This window comes from Bradyrhizobium sp. CB3481 (genome assembly GCF_029714305.1).
GTDB lineage: Bacteria > Pseudomonadota > Alphaproteobacteria > Rhizobiales > Xanthobacteraceae > Bradyrhizobium.
This window is the reverse complement of sequence record NZ_CP121647.1, coordinates 5,690,521-5,710,681: the sequence shown is the minus strand read 5'-3', so window position 1 is coordinate 5,710,681 and position 20,161 is coordinate 5,690,521. Positions and strand designations below refer to the sequence as shown.

Sequence of the window (20,161 nt, the reverse complement as noted above, 5' to 3'; positions counted from 1 at the left end):
CGAGGCAACCTCCAAAGCCGTACGATTGGCCTTTCGTAAGGGCATGAGGTCGCCACCTCGCCACGGCCAGTATCGCTTGTGATACAGCCTAGCATGAGCAGTCAGTGGCGGTGCAGCGATGGCAATGCCATGCTTGATGCCAGGCAGGAAGGTGAATTCCTATCGTCGTATCGAGGTGATCACGGGCAATGCCGGCGACGACGGTGGACGACCGAGAAGGCCAGAGTGGCCGAGAGAGCTTTGGGGAGGCTACGAACACAGTTCCGAGGTGGCGCTGCGCAATGGCGTTGCCCGCGGCTGCTTACGATGTGGCGACGGCCGGTTGCGGTGGCGGTAGCCGGCAAAGCGCCGAGCTTCTTGCCGATCCAAATTGGTGCCGAGGGCGGTGGCAGGAGAGCTAGCGACAACAGATTTCGTCAGCACAGACGAGGCCTTTGGAGATCGCCGCGCCGCCGGCGAAGCATGCGGGGTGAACGAGATCCAGCCGAATGGGGCGCGCATCCGGGGCGAACCGGGAGTGGAGCTGGCGACGCTTTCGACGGTGCTGTCGCCGCTTCGGGGCACCCAGTGATTGCACTCCGACCTCAAGTTGGTGCTGCCGGCACAGCCGGTCGACTTTCGCCAGTAGGCGCATACCGCCGTCTGTAGTGAGCGAAGCGCTGCGCGCAAACCCGAATTGCGGCGACCTCTTCGTCTTCCGCAGCAAGCGCATAGACGGAGTGAAGGTTCTGGCGTGGGACGGCAGCGGTATGGCGCTGGTCATCAGCAAGATCGTACCACGCCTAGCCAGTTCGCGCCGATGCACCGGCGCAAACCCAGTGGCAATATCGATGCGCGACCCTGATGACCAGGTTTCTACACCACGATGCGGCTCAGGATATCGGCGTGGGCGCCGTTGCTGAACGTCAACTATAGCGCGACAATCTGGGTGGGAAGCGCGCGACAATCAGGATGGCGAGTCGGTGTCGCGGCGAGGTGATGATTGCCGCGATGATTGTCGCGCGCAAGAGTTTTGTTGGCTCTGATTGTCGCGGAGCGTCAATCAGCGAGTGTTTTTGGTGTCGCGTGCGAGGGCGGTCGTCCTGGACCGCGTTTTCGTTCGAGCGCGGTGCGCCTGCGATAGCTCTCGACGTTCATCTCGACGATGGTGGCGTGGTGAACGAGACGATCGATGGCGGCGAGCGTCATGGCGGGATCCGGGAAGACCCTATTCCATTCGCCGAAGGGCTGATTGGCGGTGATCAGCATCGAGCGCCGCTCGTAGCGCGCGCTGATGAGTTCGAACAGCACGCTGGTCTCGGCCTGGTCCTTGGTGACGTAGGCAAGGTCATCGAGGATCAAGAGATCGAAGCGATCGAGGCGGTTGATGGCGGCCTCGAGGTTGAGCTCGCGCCGCGCCACCTGGAGCTTCTGGACGAGATCGGTGGTGCGGGTGAAGAGGACGCGCCATCCGTTCTCTATGAGGGCCAAGCCGATGGCTGCTGCCAAGTGACTCTTGCCGCCGCCGGGCGGACCGAACAGCAGCAGATTGGCGCCCTTGCCGAGCCAACCATCGCCAGCGGCGAGCGCGCTCACCTGCGCCTTGGAGATCATCGGCACAGCCTCGAAGTCGAAGTTGTCGAAGGTCTTTCCGGCGGGCAGCCGCGCCTCGACGAGATGGCGCTCGACGCGACGGCGGCCGCGTTCGGCGATCTCGTGCTCGGCGATGGCGGCGAGGAAGCGGGCCGCCGGCCAACCCTCCTTGTCGGACTGTTCGGCGAACTGTGGCCATAGCACCTTGATGGCGGGTAGCCGCAGCTCGTTGAGCAACAGATTGAGGCGGGCGGTGTCGACGGTGTTGGCCGTGTTCATGCGGCGTCTCCGATCTGGCCGGCGCCGATGAGGCACTCATAGCTGGCAGGCGGGGCAAGCTGCACCATGACCTGCGGCACGCAGGCAGGATCGGGCGCGAAGTGGGCGCGCAGCCGTCCGAGGTCGGGCAGTTGGCCGGCGTCGAGGTCGGCGGCGAGCTGACCGGCGAGTTCGGCCTCGCAGCCGCGCTCGTGCGCCAGCGCGAGCAGTTCGACCATGAGCCGGCAAGCTTTCCTGTCCGGCAATCGTTCGCGCAAGCGATCGAAGGTTCGGCGATAGGCATCGCGCGGGAACAGCCGATCACGGTAGACGAGATTGAGCAGCGCCATTGGCTTGCGCCGCAAGGAATGGATCACGTGCCGATAATCGACGACCTGGTCGTGCTTGCCGTTGGGATGCGGCCGCCCACGCGGCAGGGTGACGAGATGGGTGCCGCCGACGAATACGTCGAGACGATCGTCGTAAAGGCGCACCCGCAGCTGGTGACCGATCAGGCGTGACGGCACGGTATAGAATACCTTGCGCAAGGTGAAGCCGCCACTTGACGTCACGCGGACAATCACCTCCTCGTAGTCCGAGGTACGGCGATCTGGCAACGCCTGCAGGGTGGCGCGCTCGTGGTCGATCCGCTTGGCGTTGCGGGCATTGCGGCGGCTAACGATCTCGTCGATGAAGCCGCGATAGGCGGCGAGATCGTCGAAGTCGGCAGTGCCGCGCAACAGCAGCGCATCGGCGATCGTCCGTTTGAGATGGCCATGCGAGCTCTCGATCGCCCCGTTCTCGTGGGCGATGCCGCGATTGTTGCGGGAAGGCCGCATGCCGTAATGGGCGCAGAGGTCCTCGTACCGCCGGGTCAGATCGTCCCTCGCATTACGATCGAGATTGCAGAAGGCGGCCGACAGGCTGTCGGTCCGATGCTCCCGCGGTGCCCCACCGAGCGACCACAGGGCATTCTGCAGCCCTTCGGCCAAAGCGACGAAGCTCTCGCCACCGAGCACGACATGGGCGTGCTCAAATCCGCAATAGGCCAACCGGAAGTGATAGAGGCGATGATCGAGCGGCATGCCCGCGATGGTGACCCCAAGCTCGCCCACGTCGGTGAAGTCGGATAGGCCGACCTGACCCACTTCGTGGGTCTGGCGGAAGATGACCTCTTGCTCCTCGCCGTGGATCGCCCGCCAGGCGCGGACCCGGCGCTCCAGCGTGCGGCGGATTCCAGCTCCGAGCTCAGGATGGCGCCGTAACATCTCCTCGAAGATCGCTACCGGCCGCACGCCGGGGGCGGCCTTGAGCATTGGCACCACTTCTGTCTCAAACACACCGGCCAACGGGTCCGGCCGGCGACGACTGCGGGCGTCCTTCTTCTGCGATGGAAGGCGAATATCCTTCTCGATCCGATAAGCGGTCGAGGTGCTGAACGAGGCCTTGGCGGCGGCCACGGGCGGGGTATCGGTCTGACGGTACTTCATGTAGAGCCTCATCTGGTGATCTGTGACGTGTTGGCCTGGCAAACGAGTGATTCCTCTTGGCGGAAGAACCACTTGCATAACCAGCCAGCCGCGATCACCAGACGGCGCGGTCCTCTGTGGATCGCGCCGTCGCCGGGCTCGTAACTCCGGTCGGGCTACGCCCTCCCTGCGTCACGAGCCCGGCGAAGCTCTCTCATCCTGATTGACGCTCCACTGTCACTTTGATTGTCGCGCGGCAGTCAACAACGTCAAAAACGGCCTGCTGCTGGCCATCCGGTGATCCTGCTGCACTGTCGCGACGATCAGGCCCGTCCGCTGCTCGAACCGCCACGAGCGTCGCGAAACTAAGGACTTTCTGCGTGACGCCCAACCTCGATATCCCGGCGACCGTCGAAGCCTTGCGCCAATATTGGATCCGCTACGCGCGCCCGCTGATCACCGCGCTAAGCGGCGAGCTGGCGCCGCTCCCAGTTCGGTTGAAGCACCAACACCGAATCTGACGGCCGAAGTCTGGACCTGGCGCGCCCCATGTTCGTCGCGAACTCTCGGCGGTAGTCATTCATCGCCAAGCGTCTGGCGCTCGGTAGGTCTAGAAGGCGCCACCAGTACGAAGTGGCGGGACTCGCCGCGCCACAACACTGGAGAGGCTGAGCCGCCGTTCAGGATCTACCAAAAATCAGAATGAGGTTACTGGCCGGCAAATCCAATTGCCGTTTGAGCGCCAGCCCATGCTTCCCGGTCTCTCTTTCAAGATCCCGCACGTCTTTGAGACCCCATTCGGGCACGGCGGCCGCCCGGATCTCTCTGTCGAATGCCTCGTTCGATGGCGTGGTGTATTTCCCGTCAACTTTAAAGGGACCATAGATTGTGATGAAGCCACATGGTTTCAGGAGCTTTGCGCCAAGCGCAGCGATGCCGTCGCGATCGAGACGGGGGCAACATGGAAGATGTTGATAACGAAGATGACGTCGTAGAGCCGCTCATCGGAATCCGGCCAGGTCGCCGGCGCGGTGAGATCGATCAGAACGGGATCAGCAACGTTATTGTTATCGTCTTCGATGCGGTTCCTTTTGATGGTCTCGAAAACGCTTTGATCGTAATCGGAAGGCTGAAACCGAACGTTCCGGAAAACATGGTGCGAAGTAATTGATATGCAATCCGGCACCAGTCGCTACTTCAAGAGCGGCGCCCTTAGTAGGAAAGAGTTCTTCGAACGTTTTTAGAATCGCATCCTTATTGCGGTTGCCCGCCCAGGCGACATAAGGGCTGAGCGGATACGGATCGATATTGGGTCTATCGGACATTCGGGTACTCCTTGCTTCTATGGCGAACGATATTAGGTACCGATATGAGCTCCCACTCTGCAGTGATCAGCGGGCGCGTGCGTAGCGGTTGGTATCCAGTACTGGGGCACAGCCCCGACGGCCGCTGGAATTATAGTGTCGATACACCGTAAGCAGCCAGCGGGCAGCGCCACTGCGCCGCGCCACGTTGCGGATGTTCACACCCTTCTCAAGGCTCTCCGGTAAGTCCATCCTCGCCCGCTCACGCTCCCGGTGAGCACCTTGACGCGACGACGGGCTTGGCATCAAGCATGGCATCGCCATCGCTCCACCTCGGATCAGCTCAGCCCAGCTTGTATGGCAGGTGAGCCCGAGGGATGGCGAGATGGGGCCTTGTACCGGTTAGCAACTAACTAGCCAAGGCCGCAGCTTGGGCCTGCTCAGAAGCCTCTCGGGTCGGCGTTTGTATTTGCTCCGAAACTCATCAGGTGTTCTCAATCATGGACAATCAACCAGCGTAGGCTACAGGCTGTCCCATCCGATGGCGCGACGTAGAAAGGTTAATCCGAGTGCTATGAAAGAGGCGTTCTGCTCGTTGTCCTTGCCGTAGCCGTGTCCGCCGGCGTCTGACTCATAAAAGGAGACATCGCAGCCAAGCCTACGTAGCTTTTCAGCCATTTTGCGCGCGTGCCCGGGATGCACGCGGTCGTCTCGACGTGTTGTGGCAAGTAGGATCGGCGGGTACGGGCGACCTGCTTGCACCGTATGATAGGCGGAGATTTCACTGAGGAACGACCAATCTTCAACATTGTCTGGATCGCCAAATTCCGCGATCCAACTCGCCCCGGCCAGGAGTTTGGCGTAGCGTCGCATATCGATCAGCGGAACCGTGCAGAATAACGCACCGAAGTGCTCCGGATGGCGCGTTAGCATGTTGGCGATGAGCAGGCCCCCGTTCGACCCGCCTTGGGCCGCAATCCTGTCAGGCCGTGTTACCCCGCGTGCCACCAAGTCGGCAGCGACCGCCGCCAAATCATCATGCGCACGTGCCTTGCCCTCTCGGCGCCCGGCGTCATGCCAGCTGGTGCCGAATTCACCGCCGCCTCTAATGTTGGCGGTCACGCAGGTGCCGCCTCGCTCCAACCAAAGTCTACCGAGCACTGGCTGATAAGTGGGCAGCAGTGTGTGACGGAAACCGCCATACGCGGTGAGATGGACGGGAGCGTCGCCGGCGAGGGTCGCTGGCCCGACTTGGACGTAGGGCACGCGGGTCCCATCCGCCGAGATTGCCTCATGACGAGAGACGCGCAAACCCCGCACGTCAAAGAGGGTGGGCGACTGACGTAGCACGCACGGTGCGCTGAGCGCGGGAGGGAATTTAAAGAGCGTCGGCGGGGTCAAGGGATCATGTGCCGTCGCGAGCAGCGTCCCGTCAGCTTCCTCCGAGTAGCCATCGAGAGGCCAGATATCGACGCTGCCAAGTGCGGGCAGGCCAGGCAAGGTCCACTGCGCCCAGCCGTCTTCCTGCAACTCGCAAACCAGGTGCATCGGGCGTAAATCGTTCAGAATGTAGAGTATCAGCCGGCCAGCCGACCAAAATACATATTGGAGCGCTTGTCGTTCGCCCGGTTTCCACAGGACGGTGAAGTTACGCCCGCCCGCGAGAAAGTCCGTCAAAGCGATGACGAGGACCGTATCGGGTTGGTATCTGCTCGCGTCAATTGTCCAGGGCTGCCGCAGACGCAGGGAGAGCCAGTTCTGATGGAGGTTCACATTAACATGCGAGGGTAGGTCGAGGCGCGCGCGCGGGCCCGAACGATCGCCGAGGTGGATCGTCGCATCAAAGAAACTCGTGCACTCCACGAACGTCAGTCGCTCTGTCCCTGTCTGATGGTCGGCCCATCCCCCGACGCTCAAGTTTGCAGGTTCGGTTTCGAACAGCACGGCCGCATCCAGTGGGTTACACCCGCGCGGCCATAGCCGCACGGTGCGTGCATAGCCGGAGCGCGTTGCCATATTCGGTCCGAACGCGCTCGATAGCAGCAGCGTGTCACGGTCGAGCCAGACCGCTTCGCCTTTGGCTTCGGGTAAGGTGAAACCGTCCTCAACAAAGGCAACATTGCACAGATCGAACTCGCGCAAGACGCTGGCGTCGCTTCCGCCCCGGCTCAAGCGCAGGAGCGCACGATCATGAGTTCGCGGGAGGATCGTGGCTCCCGCCCATACCCAGTCCTCACCTTCCGTCCAAGCCAGAGCATCCAGGTCCAGGAGCACCTGCCACGTCGGTGTACCCGTGCGGTACCCGGCCTCTGTTGTCCGGCGCCACAACCCACGGGGGTGTTCCGCATCCGTCCAATAGTTGTAGACAAGGTCGCCGTAACGTTGGACTGTTGGGATGCGGTCTGGTCGATCAAGCAAGTCGAGCACGATGTCCCGGTCGCGCATAAAAGCTGCACCCCCATATCGGGACAGCGTCTCGGCATTGCGAGCGTCGACCCAAGCCAGAACCTCAGGACTATCGATCGCCTCAAGCCAAAGGTGTGGGTCATCATCTGGCTGGTCGAGCGTTGGTCTGGAATCGAAGATTGCATCCATGGCGGTGTCATAGCCTTCACTTTAAGTGCGCGTAGATGAGACGAGAGCATGCACGAGGCTCTCCGATAGACATAAGCAACACGAAGAGCGATCGACTGTCTCCACGCACTGCTCAAGGTCCGAGGGCCCCCTCAGCTTGCGATCGATGGTCAGGTTGTCAGCGAAGATGGGATCAGACCGACAACGTTCTCTGCTGATTCTTGCGCATCGCGCTCGCCAGCGCATTGCTGGTCGCCAGCGAGCCGACGGCAAAGAGAGATCGTCGAGCAGCACAGCGCGATCGGCTCGGAAGGTCTGCGCCCAGCGTAAGAAGTCCCCGGCGTCTGGAGACCGTATGGGGAGCACGGTGATCTTGCCAACGAACGTCTCCCAGCTTCAGCGCCCTAGGGTGAGCTCCCAATCGAATGGAGTGATGATCATCGGAGTTCTGAGGCTTGAGGCTATTGCTGATGGGCTGCAGGCGGATTTGCACGGAGTCGCGAACCTGCTTGGCGCAGAGGACATTATACATGCGCTACTCCTGAAGTTGCGGGTAATTGAGATGAGAACAGCAATTGCCGTACCACTCCTGGCGTTCACAAAATCCCGGCGTTGAGCCAAGGGCTTGAGAGAATTGCAGCCGGCTTCCAGCGTGTTGAGCGCATTGACGAATTGCGACATACGTCGGAGATGCGACAGCGCCGTTTGGAAAAGCGGCGACATTCGCTGATAGAGATCAGCAAGGTCGCGGTCCGACTGGATTTCGGCAAGAGGTGGGAACGTTAACCAAGCTGAGCGGCTGCAACGCTCACCAGCGACTGACATTCTCGCCCGGTTTGCACCGGGCGGGCCGGCGAGAGCTCGTCTAGATGCTGGGACGTACTTGCCCTGTGCGCACGTAGCAACCGCGATCCCTGCATCGCAACGGCTTGCGCCACAGTCAACTACCAACCTTCGTAATTGATGGAGATAACGGATACATGGCAATCGTGGGTCAATGAACGCCGCGCGGGTCACACGAAGGAAGTCGGGACGCAATATAGATCCAACGGACCTCATGGATGTGCTGACTCGTCGCCTGCAGCTTCAAGTCTACTCGTAAGCGCTTAGCCGGGACCATTATTGGGGCTGCTTGACGATTTGCGGAATCGCCACGGCATGAGGTCTTCGATCCTGCTATGAGGATGGCCGTCGATGATCGCCTCGAGTGTTTCGGCGATGTAGGCAGCCGGGTTGACGTCGTTGAGCTTGCAGGTGGCGACGATCGACGCGAGCAAGGCCCAGTTTTCTGCCCCGATTTCATGACCGGCGAAGAGCGCATTTTTCCTGGTCAGGCAAACTGGCCGGATGGCGTTCTCGACCGGGTTGGTGTCGAGCTCGAGGCGGCCGTCTTCGAGGAAGCGGGTCAGCCCTTGCCAATGATTGAGCGCGTAACGGATGTCCTCGGCGAGCGTCGAGCCGCTGGAGATCATCGACAGCTGCTTCTCGAACCACGGCTTCAACGCCTCGACGATGGGCAGCGAGTGCTCCTTACGCGCGGCCAGCCTGATGTCCGGCGATGAACGCGTACCATGGCTTCGATGGCGTAAAGCTGTGCGATGTGCCGAACGGCGGCCTCGGCGATCGGCGATTTGCTGTTGCGGGCCAATTTGACGAAGCGCCGGCGCAAATGGCTCCAGCAATGCACGAGCGTCCACGGCCCTTGCGGTCGAGCGACTTCGCTGAGCCGGTCATAACCGTCATAGGCATCGCATTGCAGGAAGCGTCCGTCAAAGCCGTCCAGGAACTGCTCAGCGAAGGCGCCGCTGCGACCGGGGGCATATCGGAACAGCACGATCGGCGGACTTGGGCCGCTGTGACCGCGGTCGTCGGAGACGATCGCCCAGAAGTAGCCCTTCTTCGTTTGACCACGCCCGGGATCGAGCACCGGCGCCGTGGTTTCGTCCATGAACAGACGATCCGCCGCTGCCAGATGGCGGCGCATGTGGTCGGCAACGGGTTGGAGATGGAAGCAGGCGCGGCCGGACCAATTGCCCAGGGTCGCCCGATCAAGCCGGATCCCCTGGCGCGCATAGATCTCGGCCTGACGGTAAAACGGCGTATGGTCGCCAAACTTGGAGACGATCACGTGCGCAATCGCCGCTTCGGTCGGTAGTCCACCCGGCACGACATGCTCCGGTGCGTGCGCCTGCACGACAGGGCCCGAGCAGCGGCGGCAGATGTATTTCGGGCGGCGTGTGACCAGCACGCGCCATTGCGCCGGGATCACGTCGAGCCGTTTGCTGACGTCCTCGCCGATCTTCGTCATGGCGCCGCAACCGCACGGGCAGAGCGTGCTCGCAGGCTCGATGATCCGCTCCACCCGCGGCAAATGGGCAGGCAAGCAGCCGCGATTGCGATGAGAGCTTTGATCCGTCGCGTTTCGCGATCGGCCCTGGATGACCTTCTCGGCTTTCTCCTGTGCGGCATCCAGGATGCCTTGCGCGATCTCCACGTCTTCGAGCGGCAAGTGATATTGATCTGGTCGCAGCTTCTCGGATTTCGCGCCGAACCTGTCGCGTCGCAATTCGCCGAGAATGACCTCCAGCCGACGTCGGGCTTCCTCCGACGCCGCCAGCGCGCCCTGATGCTCGCTCAAGGCCGCCTGCGTTTGCGCCAAAAGCGCCTTCAGGCGTTCGTTTTCGTCGCGCAGCGCTGCGATGCTCATGCGCTATTTCGAGCATATCGCCGCCGCGCGTGCCACGTTCAAAATAGCTTCCGAGTCATTCTGCCGCAGTTATCCCGCCGCCTGCGGGCGGCGTGCTTCTTCCGGACGGACCAACCTCCAATCCAGCCCCTCGAACAAGGCCGCGAACATCGCCGGCGACATCCGCATCACGCCGTCTGCGATCGTTGGCCAAACGAACTTGCAACCTTCGAGACGTTTGTGCACCAACACCAGGCCCGTTCGATCCCAGACCAAAATCTTGATCCGGTCAGCTCGTTTCGATCGGAACACGAAGGCCGCGCCGCTGAACGGGTCGAGACGAAGCATCTCCTGCACCTTCGTCGCAAGCCCATCATGGCCACAGCGGAAATCGATCGGCCGCGTTGCAACGTAAATCTTCAGATCCGCACCAGCCGCGATCATCGTGACGCTCGCACCGCGCGGATCACTCGGGACAACTGCTCGGCATCAATGGCCATATCCGTCCGCAGCACGACATCGCCGATCGCGATCTCAAGCTTGATCGCCGGAACCTGACGCTCCTCCAACGCACCTTCCACGACCAGCGGCGCGAATGTCGGCTCCGATGCCTCGCACGGCGGCAACATGCCTCGCTGTCGAAACCGCCGTCGCCAATCGTAGATCTGCCAGCGCGTCGCTCCGTGCTTGCGCGCCACCTCGGACACCTGGGCACCGGGTAACAAACTCTCGGCGACGATCCGAGCTCTCTCAGCTTCCGAACGTACGCGGCGCCCCGATGGTCCTTCAAGAACCTCCAGCCGGCTCACCGACCCCGTCGTTGAGCCGTCCAAATGGACGTCCTTTTTGCTGTCCAATCCCATCCCAAACCTCCGTCCAAGCCCGGAGGCTTCTTTCGCACAACGATACCGATCCCGAAGCAAGGGTTCCGGCTAAGCGCTTACGTCTACTCCAACAGCGATCTCTCCAATCTCATGGAAGCCCATAATGGACCTTCTGGCGCGATCGCCGAGCGTGCAGGCTTCAAAAGTCTCTGGTCATCGGTCCTGTAAATTGCCTCGCCTCTCGGTTAGCGTCGATGCCGACGAAGCTTCGGGGAGCCAACGCGTCGTGGCGGACACGCGACGCCTTGCTTTCCGGCGACTGCTATCTTCTCGAAGGAGATATCTTCTTCGACGAGGGCGCCCTCTATGAGCGAAATCCTAAGCCCTATTGTGGAATTGGCGGGTCGTTACTGGTGTATTGGTGGCAAGGACAGCGAAGCTCCGCCCGCCCGTCGCCAGTGTCTCGCCGAGCGAACGCGCCGAATAAGGCCGGCCGCCGCTATCGACGTCGACGCGGGGCAGCAGAACTGCGTTGGAACTGCCGATATAGCATGGCTCCTATAGGGCGCTCGACCTATACGCTACCGGCTATGCCATGGCGTCCGGTAATCGCGCCGGAGACGAGGCTCGGAATCGCCTGAGCGGGTGTCGCTCGGACAGACGGAGCTGGTGGCTGTAAGTCTCACGCGGGCCGCTTCAGTCGCCAAAGCTTGTGCGTCAGTCCGTGCCAATCAGGCCGGACCGCAATCCTCAAACTTAGCAATAGGGAAGCGGGGCTCGCTATGCGTGGTCGGGTTGTCGCGGCGATATCGATTCGGATATCCTCGGCTGCTGCACCAGTGTTCAGTTTTCAACCAGCTCCGAAGCAAAGAGTGCTTGCTATCATACTGTCCCTAGCAGCGAGTCTCGTGGGCGGTTCGGCGCTGTCACAAGCTGCCAACGTGCCTACTGCAAAAAGCGAAACTCCAGATGAGATCGCTGAACGAAGAATTCAAAAGAAGACCGATCAGGCCACGAAACTTCGACGCCGCCTGGTCAGACGAGCCGCGCATCACGTCGGTAGCTCGGCGCTAACGCAAACTACCGATTCACCTGCTGCAGCATACGACACTGCGGATGAAGTGATGAAGTTGCTAAGAACAGAACTCAAAAGAGGACCGACCCATTTGCGAAATTCGAGAACCTTCGCGAAAAGGCATGTGGCTCAATATACCTGGTTCTGCCGACACGATAGATCATTAGATCTGCGCTGGCAGACGTCGGGATTGGTTATATTGGCTGGACACAAAATACCTTCGTACACAATCAACTGCCGAGTGCAGCCAGAAGCACCATCGCCAATCAGCTATATATTGGCCAGGATACGACATTTAATACCACAAATTTCATGGTTGTGACCTACGACCTCAGCACCTCAGCCGCTTTGGAATTCCCGATGGTCAGATCATCTTGGGAGCCGAGCAGCAATACTGGACGTGGAAGGCCGGAGGACCCGATAGAGTGGGAATCAATACAATTGCCTACTATCAGACGTTTTTCGGCAAAAAACTCGAACTCAAAATGGGTTATCTCAGAAATCAAAATGAGTTTGCAGGTACAGTGGTCGGAGGGAACGCGGGAGCAAACGTTTTGGGCCCTCGTCGAACATCCTATACCAAGCGGGTATGAGCAACAATCCGGCGCCAACGCCAGCTCTCAACCTGAAGTACGATTTTGATGATCGCTTCTATAACAAAGTTTCAATCCAGCGCTCACTCAGTCCGGACGGTCAATCTGCGCAAATAACTGAAAATCCGACCGGTTTTAAACTGGAGCACGTCCAACGCGGGCATTCTTCTGCTTGATGAAACTGGCTATCAGAACAAAGCTGCTCCGGGTGTGCCCGAGACCTGGTTGCGGGCAGGCGCCGGTTTCAACAACAGCAGCTACACGAACCTGCAGTATCCGAACCAACCGAGAGCCAACGCGAACAGTGTCTTCTACGTCGCTGCGGACAGGCAGCTCTGGCAATCTGATGTCGAGGGCTCGGCATCTTGTGGTATCTATCGTGGATTCTCTGCGATGTACGCTCCCCCTGACCTGAATAAAGTCAGTCAGTATTTTGAGCTTCGTCTTTATGCGAAGGGACTATTTGACAGCCGGCCCGGTGATCAGATTGCTATTGTTGCCACCAACACAGCGTGGAGCAACTTTGCAGTGGACGCTGCATTGGCCACATGCTCTGAAATTGTTGGTGTCTACGTCGATATTCTTCTAACTCCCGAACGGCTAGAGGCGTGTCCTCATAAGCGGGCCACAATTCCGGCTCAGCTTTAATCGTAATCGTCGTTGTTCACTCACTTTTCTCCACGGAATGTTTGCGAGTCTGCGTTTGGTTTTTCACCGTTAGGCTTAGAATGGACACAGTGCGTAATTCTATCACAGAGCCGGGGTGACGCGCCTTGAAATGTCATGGCTTCCGAACAGCGCCGAAGGCGGAGCAACCAAGCGCGGATTGCCGACATCTTTGCGAGTGGCGATTCAGTATGTGCCGTGGCCCGGCCTCATTGATCATCGCTCTAGCAGTTGTTCGGCTGGCACAGCCAACTCGGAGACGCCGAGACTAGTTGTGAGCGTGTTGACCGCGATCAATACCAATATCCGGCCTTTCTGTGGGCTTGTCTAGGGGAGCGGGATGATCACGCTAATTCGACGCAAATGGAGCCCCACTGAATTGTTCGATCGTCTGACGCCGGCTATGTTCGCCGCTGAGCCATCAACTCTGCGCGCACGTTGGAATAAATTGTGGATAGATTTGTATACCGAATATGACGCAAGGCAATTGGAAAAGGAGTCGTCCATCCGTAACTTGATCGCCACCGAGGAAAGTGCGGCGCTCTTTAATGCTTGCGCCGCGGACGAGGAGCGTCACACCAAATGGTTTGATCCAAATCATGGAGCTCGTAGCTGATGGATCCGAAAAGGATCTTTGGGAGAGGTTGGACGGTCGGCTACATGATTTTAGCGCGGTCAATGAGTGCCTACGAGACGAATTTTCTCTGATCGTTGTGCTGGCGTTTGACGAAACATGTACTTGCCACGCCTATGCTGCGGACAAGGATTTTTATCGTGGACTTGGGGACAACAGATTCCATCGTTGCCTGGGGGAGCTGATCGCCGACGAGGCAGCTCACTCGACAAACGCGGTCAACGTTATCCGCGCCCGCTATTCCGATCGCCTCTCCGAGATCGGCGCAATCCTAGACGGCCTCACCAGCGGCGTTGCCGATGAGTGGGGCTATGGCGGCACATTCATTCTGGATCGCTTTGGCGATGCGTACACGAAGGAGATGCTCGCCAAGTGCCGCGACAAGATCCTGAGAAATGTCGCCAGGCCGCTCAAGACCGCAGACAGCGAGAACCGTCGGCCAAGTTGATAGCTCAACGCCATCGCACGAGCAGCGGAATGAGCCCGGTGATAGAAGGGGTGAGCTGCTCACCTTGCTTGAGAATGCCAGGCTTCGGCAGGAAGCTATCGATCAAGCCTAGGCGACTTGGACTCCTGGCATCGAGCGCTTCGTCGGGCGAAGGGCACTGGTCGAATACCGGCGCTCCGTCGCGCCTTTGCGACGCCGCGCGTCAACGCAGATGGAGTCGGCTTGCGCTGTGAGCGCGACCGGATTGCGCGATGACTGCTCTAGATGACAAACGTCCCACCGCGATCCGCGTGGTGATCCCATTCTTCTTCCGCCACTGGTTGCAGCAGCCCTTCCGCGCGGCCATCGTGATCGTCGGTTTTCTCGACGCAACTCTGGCCGACTTGTTCATGCCGGTGTACCCGGGCGATCTGGTCGGCGCGCTGACGTCAGGCCCTTCCGACCATGCGGCGCTGGTTGCCTTCGTCGGCACCATCGCGCTCGGCCTGATCAATCATCCTGCGTCTTGTAGGTCTGCAGGCCGTCGTGCCGTTCAATCTCAAGATGATGTCGGATGTCGCACGCGAGGCGTTCGTGCGCGTGCAGCGCTTCTCAACCGATTGGCACGCCAACTCCTTCGCCGGTTCGACCGTGCGCAAGATCACGCGTGGCATGTGGGCGCTCGACCTGCTCAATGATACCATCCTGATGGCCCTGTTGCCGTCGCTGGCGGTGCTGGTCGGCTCGATGATCCTGCTCGGACTAAATTGGCCCGCGTTGGGTGGCGTGATCGCAGTCGGCGCGATGGTCTATGTCGCGCTAATCATCGGACTCTCGATCCGCTATGTCGCGCCCGCCGCACAAGGCTCCAACGCCTGGGACACCAAGGTTGGCGGCACGCTGGCTAACGCGCTCACCTGCAACGCGGTGGTAAAATCGTTCGGCGCCGCAGCGCGCGAGGACGCTCGGTGTCGTGAACCGCTGGGGACGCGGGTGCGGCGCACGTGGCTGCGCTACAACGCAACCAGCATGGCGCAGCTCGTGATGCTCCTGCCCTTCCGTGGATCGGTGATCGGCTGCGCGATCCTGTTGTGGATTGCCGGGCGCGCCTCGCCGGGCGACGTTACGTATGTGCTGACGAGCTACTACGTCATCCACGCCTATTTGCGTGACCTCGGCATGCACATCAACAACCTGCAGCGTACAGTGAACGAGATGCAGGAACTGGTCACCATTCATGGCGAGCCGCTCGGCATCGTTGACGTGCCTGACGCGAAGCCGATCAATATCGAGGGCGGTCGCATCACCTCCGAGAACGTGACGTTTCTCTACGGCGGTCACCGCATGCCGCTCTATGACGGGCTGTCGGTCGACATTCTCGCGGGCGAGCGCGTCGGCCTGGTCGGCCGGTCCGGCTCGGGCAGGACCACGTTCGTCAAACTGGTGCAGCGGCTCTACGATATCTCCGATGGCCGGATCGTGATCGACGGCCAGGATATTGCGCAGGCGACACAGCAATCGCTGCGGAGCCAGATCGCAATCGTGCAGCTGGAGCCGATCCTGTTTCACCGCTCGCTCGCCGAGAACATCGCCTACGGCCGGCCCGGCGCCAGCATGGCGGCGATCGAGCAGGCGGCGCGGCTTGCCAATGCGCACGACTTCATCCTGCGGCTTCCGAAGGGGTACGCCACGCTCGTTGGCGAGCGTGGCGTTAAGCTGTCCGGCGGCGAGCGGCAGCGCGTGGCCCTGGCGCGCGCTTTCCTAACAGATGCACCGGTGCTGATCCTGGATGAGGCAACTTCGAGCCTCGATTCGGAATCGGAAGCGCTGATCCAGCAGGCGATGGAGCGGCTGATGCGGGGGCGCACCTCAAACTCACCCAAGGGGAACAGCCGTTAGGCGGCCGCGGTTCGGACACTGAGCCGACATGCCGCGTCGATCCGAATGATGGCTGCGCGTCGGGCAACGAGCGTGACCAAATCGCTCATCGCACGGCGTCTGACCCGAGGGAGGAGCCCGGTGCGTTAGCAGCGCACGCCGGGATCTGTGCGGGGGGCGAGGAGCAATCCTCGTCCCTACCGCGACTAGATCAGAAAGGAGAAATCTTTTCAGAAATATCGGCTCATCGTGATCGCACACCGGCTGTCGACGGTGCGCAGCCTTGATCGCATCCTCGTGTTCGCCGTTATCGGTTTGATGCCATGCGCAACGCGCGAGAACAACCCAGGTTAGGCGAGTTCGTGCTTGCGCGGACCGCACGTCGGCGGGACAACACCGCATCGAAAATCATGAAGGCTAACGACGCGCCGCGCTATCCGCGCGTTGGCGATCACCGCTGATGGCCCACCCCGATTCCGAGTTGAGAGGCTTTGACGCGCACCGCACCGATAGTGCGCTTGAGTTCCTTAGAGACCCTCGCGACTGGCGTGCGAGTCTTCGAATGCTTCTTCAAGCTCCGTACGTCTGCCGCAGTCCATTCACGGCGTTGGGGCGTCGTCTTCTTTTTCTTCGCTGGCTTCAATTTCCATGCTCCACAGTGTTAGAGCCGCTGCCGTTAGCAACCGTGCGTAGCTTTCGCAACTAACAATATGCTGTTGGGGATAACGCCAATGGCGATACTTAACGTCAATCTAGACAACATCCAGCTCGAAAGGTGTACATCCGAGCTTTCTACGCGTGGTATGCGCAACGCGATAAGGCGAGCCGTCGACCAATCTGCCACAGCCGCACGCCGCTTTGCTCTCGATACAATCGCGAGAGACATCGGGGCAACCAGAGCGCGCATCGAAAAGCGGTGGATAAAGTCAGAGAACCACCCGGGTGAACCCATACGCTTCGCTTACTGCTACCAACGCAGGTATCAACATGCTTGCGACCGTGAGCCCGCCGGATAACGGGGAGCACTTTCAGGTCAATCGGTGGCGGCAGCGCGCTTCTGCAACTCGGTAAGCAACAACAGGTGATGAGCGCGATAGAGCGAATAAACGTCGAGCGCGGCCTGCGAATGCCGATAATCTCACCGGGCGCGCTAAGGTCATCGAGTGCACACGCTCGAAATTCACGGCACGCGCATGCGCCTGTGGGACATTGATGCTTCGAAAGTACGCAGCTCTGTCGCGGCGACGACATCTTGCCGTATCGCTAGCGGAGCTAAAGTAGCGAACGAACTGGACGTCTTCATAGCGCGTCGGTCGGTTCTCTGTGTGGCTATCAGCCTGGATGATCTATGGGTGCACAGTCGCAACGTGCTCAGTGAATGGAATTGATTTGGTGCATTGGCTAGTATGCGCGGGCTCGCGCTCGATTGGCCTAAATACTCAAAAGGGCGAACACGGCAGGACAGGTCGTTACGCGGAGCACGCAGGCAAGAGCATGTCGCCGGGTATCGATATCCCAAATGCGAGGATCGAGTTGAGGCGTTTACGGGCGATGGCGGGGTTAACATTCACATTCAGGCAAACGATCACCAAGCGCGAAAGGGCATTGAGAAGCCGTAAGCGAGGAGGGCGGATGACCTGCGAGGTGGCTGGTATCTGGCAGTGGATCGCAGGAGTTTTCGCCGTTCTGAGCGCGATTACCGGGATTCCGGCGTCGCTCTTAAAATACCGGCTCCTCCGATCAGCTATCAAGCGCGCGATGGGATGGCTGGGGCGCTAAGGAAGGAGGGATGGTACAACGCAGCGGCTGCAATGGCTGCTGCTCTTGCCGCAGGTATTCAGGCTTCTGCTTTTTTGCGCCTTCCTGCATTCACCTCTAACGGAGATAGCCGGGCGCTGGATACCTTCTTTCGTGCCCACACGCCGGGGCCCCTGTCAGGCTATATCCTGATAGCGCTCGCCATCTCACGGGAAGCCTCCTTCCTCTATGCACGGAAACTGATCGAGTTCATGACGCTGACCGGGGGGCGATCAGGCCACCCGCAAAGTCTTTGAAAAGATAGGCTTTGAACGGGTGGGGTCGCAGCGCAGCGCCCCCCAGCTGCTACGCGCCGCGATTTTGGTGTCTACCTAAAGAGCTCGGCTATATATCCCGACCCGATTCGCCAAATGCGCATCGAACGTGGAGGCCACGCTCCGCATCAGGAATCGGCATTGCTCAGCTATACGCAGCCGGTTCGCCTCGACCATGATCACTCCGTTGGCCCGCGATCGTGCGAATCGTTCGCGGTCGATGATTACCTCCTCAAGAGTCTTGCCATGATCATGGGAGACTAGCGATAGATCGACGGCGAGATCGCACATGATGCGTTCGATAATCTCTGCGCGAAAGCGGTCGTCGGCGTCGAAGGCGTAGCCCTTGACGGTTGCGAAATGTCCTGCGGCGACGCACTGAAGATAGTCGCGGGTCGGCACGGCGTTCTGAACAAAACCTTGCGGCAGCCGTTCGATCGCGCTTGCGCCAAGGCCGTTCATCACGTTCTCCTGATGATCAGTATATCCTTGGAAATTCCTACGCAACCGTCCTTCGCGCTGGGCGACCGCGAGCGGGTCGCTGCGAAGCGCGAAATGGTCCAAGCCGATCCGAACGTAGCCCGCGCACTGCAGCGCATCCGAAATCGCTTCCGACTGCGATTGACGTTCGACGCTGTCGGGCAGCGTGTTCTCGGTAATCCTGCGCTGATGCCTTTTGAAGGTCGGCACGTGAGCATAACCGAAGGCTGCGAGGCGATCAGGCCGGAGTTCAACGCACTTCTCGACCGTCTCGAGACAGGAATCGATGCTCTGGTGCGGCAGGCCATAGACCAGACAAAATTGATGCCGATAAAGCCGGCCTGCCGGAGGCGGCGCACCGCGGCTGCGGTCTGTTCAAATGTTTGAATTCGATTGATCGAACTTTGCACCAACGGATCGAAGCTCTGGACACCTAGGCTGGCGCGCGTGACTCCGTAATGAGCCATCGTTTTTGTCATCGGCTCCGTCAAAGTGCGCGGATCGACCTCAACGGCAATCTCGACATCCGGAAGCACGAGAAAGAAGCTGCGCATCGCACCGACGAGATAGGCAAAGAGCTCGGGCGACATGATTGTTGGCGTCCCACCACCGAAGTGGATGTGCGCCAAGCGCAAGCGATCCTGAAGCATGTTGGTCACAAGTTGAATCTCGCAACGAACCGCCGCCAGATAATCGGCGATGGACTCGGAACGCGTTGACGCCTAGGTATGACAGCCGCAGTACCAGCACATCGACTGGCAGAACGGAACGTGCAGATAGAGGGATGCCGCAGGGAAGGCGGGGATGGCACGCAGCCAATCGACATAGGTCTTGCGATCGACGGCAGGAGAAAAGTGTGGCGTGCTCGGATAGCTCGTGTAGCTCGGTAGGCGCTCCTGTCCATAGCGGTTCGCAAGCTCACTTCGCATGCCGTTTTCGTTCGAGTCAGCCGTATCAGGCTAGCGAGACGGAAGCAGAACACATTGCTCCAGCTCAATTAGACAACCGACGGCCCTGCGGCACGTCAGGTCGCCGATTGGATGTCATAGTTCGCCGAAGATCCTGCCGATGGATGCAACCGTGCGCCAGAACTGACTGGAGCAGGAGCTGGACCAATTGCCAGGCCGTTCAGCTCATATTGCGTTAGCCGAAACGTGCAGCACGGGCTTTCTGTCCGAAAGCAAACACCCTGCTTGTCTCAAATCCGTCAACTTGTTGCGAACGAGACATTGCGCAGAAAAAAAATCCCCGATGAAAACCCGTATCGCTGCGGTGGTCCAAATCCTGCAACGCGATGAACCGCGTGGAAAGCGCGCCGCAAGGGATCAGGGGTATCTTTGAGTATCGACCTGCCAATTTATGATGAGTTCTCCGTCACGTCCTCGATGGCTGACCTTGCGCACGTGATCGTATACGCCACCGGAAAGCTGTTCTCGGATGTGAGCTGCCGCATTGTCACCTACGTGCGTCAGCGTTCTTACGGGATGCGTTGCCTGTGCGAGAGCTATGAACATGTTCAGATCGATTTGAGCGATCATCGCGCGCTTCCCCGCGCCATAGCTGCCGCATCAATCACGCCGAAATCTTACTTATGGCGGCAGCTCTCCAGGGGAGCGTAATTGAATTGGTGCAGCTGGGAGAGAGGACGA

General features: G+C 59.9%; 16 protein-coding genes and 3 pseudogenes. 7 read left to right on the top strand and 12 right to left on the bottom strand.

Going from position 1 to position 20,161, the window contains the following annotated elements; translation table 11 throughout:
- Positions 1 to 1,038 precede the first annotated feature (1,038 nt).
- From istB to QA643_RS27795, 10 genes and pseudogenes are all read right to left on the bottom strand, one after another.
- Positions 1,039 to 1,851 (bottom strand): IS21-like element ISBj11 family helper ATPase IstB, encoded by an 813-nt coding sequence (gene istB, locus QA643_RS27825; RefSeq protein ID WP_283028921.1) that lies wholly within the window; start codon positions 1,849 to 1,851, stop codon positions 1,039 to 1,041.
- Positions 1,848 to 3,398 (bottom strand): IS21 family transposase, encoded by a 1,551-nt coding sequence (gene istA / locus QA643_RS27820; protein ID WP_283028920.1) that lies wholly within the window; start codon positions 3,396 to 3,398, stop codon positions 1,848 to 1,850. Before istA ends, istB begins: the two co-directional genes overlap by 4 nt.
- Before the next feature lie 581 nt (positions 3,399 to 3,979).
- Entirely contained in the window at positions 3,980 to 4,186 is a 207-nt protein-coding gene (locus QA643_RS38800) for a DUF938 domain-containing protein (RefSeq protein ID WP_349253301.1), read from the bottom strand.
- A gap of 20 nt (positions 4,187 to 4,206) precedes the next feature.
- Positions 4,207 to 4,485 carry a DUF938 domain-containing protein gene (locus QA643_RS38795; protein ID WP_349253236.1) on the bottom strand — a complete coding sequence of 93 codons (279 nt, stop codon included), beginning with the start codon at positions 4,483 to 4,485 and terminating at the stop codon, positions 4,207 to 4,209.
- Positions 4,367 to 4,624, bottom strand: coding sequence for a DUF938 domain-containing protein (locus tag QA643_RS38790; protein WP_349253235.1), 258 nt, complete (start codon positions 4,622 to 4,624; stop codon positions 4,367 to 4,369). Before QA643_RS38790 ends, QA643_RS38795 begins: the two co-directional genes overlap by 119 nt.
- Positions 4,625 to 5,125: 501 nt before the next feature.
- Complete coding sequence (locus QA643_RS27810; RefSeq protein WP_283028919.1) at positions 5,126 to 7,198, bottom strand: prolyl oligopeptidase family serine peptidase; 2,073 nt, start codon at positions 7,196 to 7,198, stop codon at positions 5,126 to 5,128.
- A 1,085-nt stretch (positions 7,199 to 8,283) separates the two neighbouring features.
- Positions 8,284 to 8,454, bottom strand: coding sequence for a transposase domain-containing protein (locus QA643_RS38785; RefSeq protein ID WP_349253300.1), 171 nt, complete (start codon positions 8,452 to 8,454; stop codon positions 8,284 to 8,286).
- Between the two features lie 69 nt (positions 8,455 to 8,523).
- Positions 8,524 to 9,884 (bottom strand): annotated as a pseudogene (locus QA643_RS27805) (IS66 family transposase); the annotation flags it as partial.
- Between the two features lie 69 nt (positions 9,885 to 9,953).
- Positions 9,954 to 10,307 (bottom strand): IS66 family insertion sequence element accessory protein TnpB, encoded by a 354-nt coding sequence (gene tnpB / locus QA643_RS27800; RefSeq protein WP_126261795.1) that lies wholly within the window; start codon positions 10,305 to 10,307, stop codon positions 9,954 to 9,956.
- Entirely contained in the window at positions 10,304 to 10,726 is a 423-nt protein-coding gene (locus tag QA643_RS27795) for a transposase (RefSeq protein WP_283028918.1), read from the bottom strand. Before QA643_RS27795 ends, tnpB begins: the two co-directional genes overlap by 4 nt.
- A 1,625-nt stretch (positions 10,727 to 12,351) precedes the next feature.
- Here QA643_RS27795 and QA643_RS27785 point away from each other — a divergent pair.
- The 6 genes and pseudogenes from QA643_RS27785 (at position 12,352) to QA643_RS27760 (ending at position 18,014) form a co-directional block, all read left to right on the top strand.
- Positions 12,352 to 12,531, top strand: coding sequence for a hypothetical protein (locus QA643_RS27785; protein WP_283028917.1), 180 nt, complete (start codon positions 12,352 to 12,354; stop codon positions 12,529 to 12,531).
- Entirely contained in the window at positions 12,473 to 13,003 is a 531-nt protein-coding gene (locus QA643_RS27780; RefSeq protein WP_349253299.1) for a carbohydrate porin, read from the top strand. The genes QA643_RS27785 and QA643_RS27780 overlap by 59 nt, the downstream gene beginning before the upstream one ends.
- A 358-nt stretch (positions 13,004 to 13,361) precedes the next feature.
- Positions 13,362 to 13,637, top strand: coding sequence for a hypothetical protein (locus tag QA643_RS27775; protein ID WP_283028915.1), 276 nt, complete (start codon positions 13,362 to 13,364; stop codon positions 13,635 to 13,637).
- The gene (locus QA643_RS27770) at positions 13,621 to 14,103 is read left to right on the top strand and encodes a hypothetical protein (RefSeq protein WP_283028914.1); all 483 of its coding nucleotides are present in this window, start codon (positions 13,621 to 13,623) and stop codon (positions 14,101 to 14,103) included. Before QA643_RS27775 ends, QA643_RS27770 begins: the two co-directional genes overlap by 17 nt.
- A gap of 251 nt (positions 14,104 to 14,354) precedes the next feature.
- Positions 14,355 to 15,954, top strand: a pseudogene (locus QA643_RS27765) (ABC transporter ATP-binding protein); the annotation flags it as partial.
- A gap of 1,817 nt (positions 15,955 to 17,771) precedes the next feature.
- The gene (locus tag QA643_RS27760) at positions 17,772 to 18,014 is read left to right on the top strand and encodes a hypothetical protein (protein WP_283028913.1); all 243 of its coding nucleotides are present in this window, start codon (positions 17,772 to 17,774) and stop codon (positions 18,012 to 18,014) included.
- 75 nt (positions 18,015 to 18,089) lie between these two features.
- On the opposite strand, the pseudogene QA643_RS27755 reads toward QA643_RS27760, so the two are convergent.
- Both QA643_RS27755 and QA643_RS27750 read right to left on the bottom strand, forming a co-directional pair.
- A pseudogene (locus tag QA643_RS27755) lies at positions 18,090 to 19,213 on the bottom strand (radical SAM protein).
- 21 nt (positions 19,214 to 19,234) lie between these two features.
- Positions 19,235 to 19,441, bottom strand: a complete 207-nt coding sequence (locus QA643_RS27750) for a hypothetical protein (RefSeq protein WP_283028912.1) — start codon at positions 19,439 to 19,441, stop codon at positions 19,235 to 19,237.
- A 408-nt stretch (positions 19,442 to 19,849) separates the two neighbouring features.
- Here QA643_RS27750 and QA643_RS27745 point away from each other — a divergent pair, with 408 nt between their 5' ends.
- Positions 19,850 to 20,131, top strand: coding sequence for a hypothetical protein (locus QA643_RS27745; protein ID WP_283028911.1), 282 nt, complete (start codon positions 19,850 to 19,852; stop codon positions 20,129 to 20,131).
- Positions 20,132 to 20,161 lie beyond the last annotated feature (30 nt).

Coding starts and splice junctions, on each gene's coding strand:
- istB (WP_283028921.1), bottom strand. CDS start 1,851: ATGAACACGGCCAACACCGTCGACACCGCCCGCCTCAATCTGTTGCTC.
- istA (WP_283028920.1), bottom strand. CDS start 3,398: ATGCAAGTGGTTCTTCCGCCAAGAGGAATCACTCGTTTGCCAGGCCAA.
- QA643_RS38790 (WP_349253235.1), bottom strand. CDS start 4,624: ATGTCCGATAGACCCAATATCGATCCGTATCCGCTCAGCCCTTATGTC.
- QA643_RS27810 (WP_283028919.1), bottom strand. CDS start 7,198: ATGGATGCAATCTTCGATTCCAGACCAACGCTCGACCAGCCAGATGAT.
- tnpB (WP_126261795.1), bottom strand. CDS start 10,307: ATGATCGCGGCTGGTGCGGATCTGAAGATTTACGTTGCAACGCGGCCG.
- QA643_RS27795 (WP_283028918.1), bottom strand. CDS start 10,726: ATGGGATTGGACAGCAAAAAGGACGTCCATTTGGACGGCTCAACGACG.
- QA643_RS27785 (WP_283028917.1), top strand. CDS start 12,352: ATGAGCAACAATCCGGCGCCAACGCCAGCTCTCAACCTGAAGTACGAT.
- QA643_RS27775 (WP_283028915.1), top strand. CDS start 13,362: ATGATCACGCTAATTCGACGCAAATGGAGCCCCACTGAATTGTTCGAT.
- QA643_RS27770 (WP_283028914.1), top strand. CDS start 13,621: ATGGAGCTCGTAGCTGATGGATCCGAAAAGGATCTTTGGGAGAGGTTG.
- QA643_RS27760 (WP_283028913.1), top strand. CDS start 17,772: ATGGCTGCTGCTCTTGCCGCAGGTATTCAGGCTTCTGCTTTTTTGCGC.
- QA643_RS27750 (WP_283028912.1), bottom strand. CDS start 19,441: ATGCGAAGTGAGCTTGCGAACCGCTATGGACAGGAGCGCCTACCGAGC.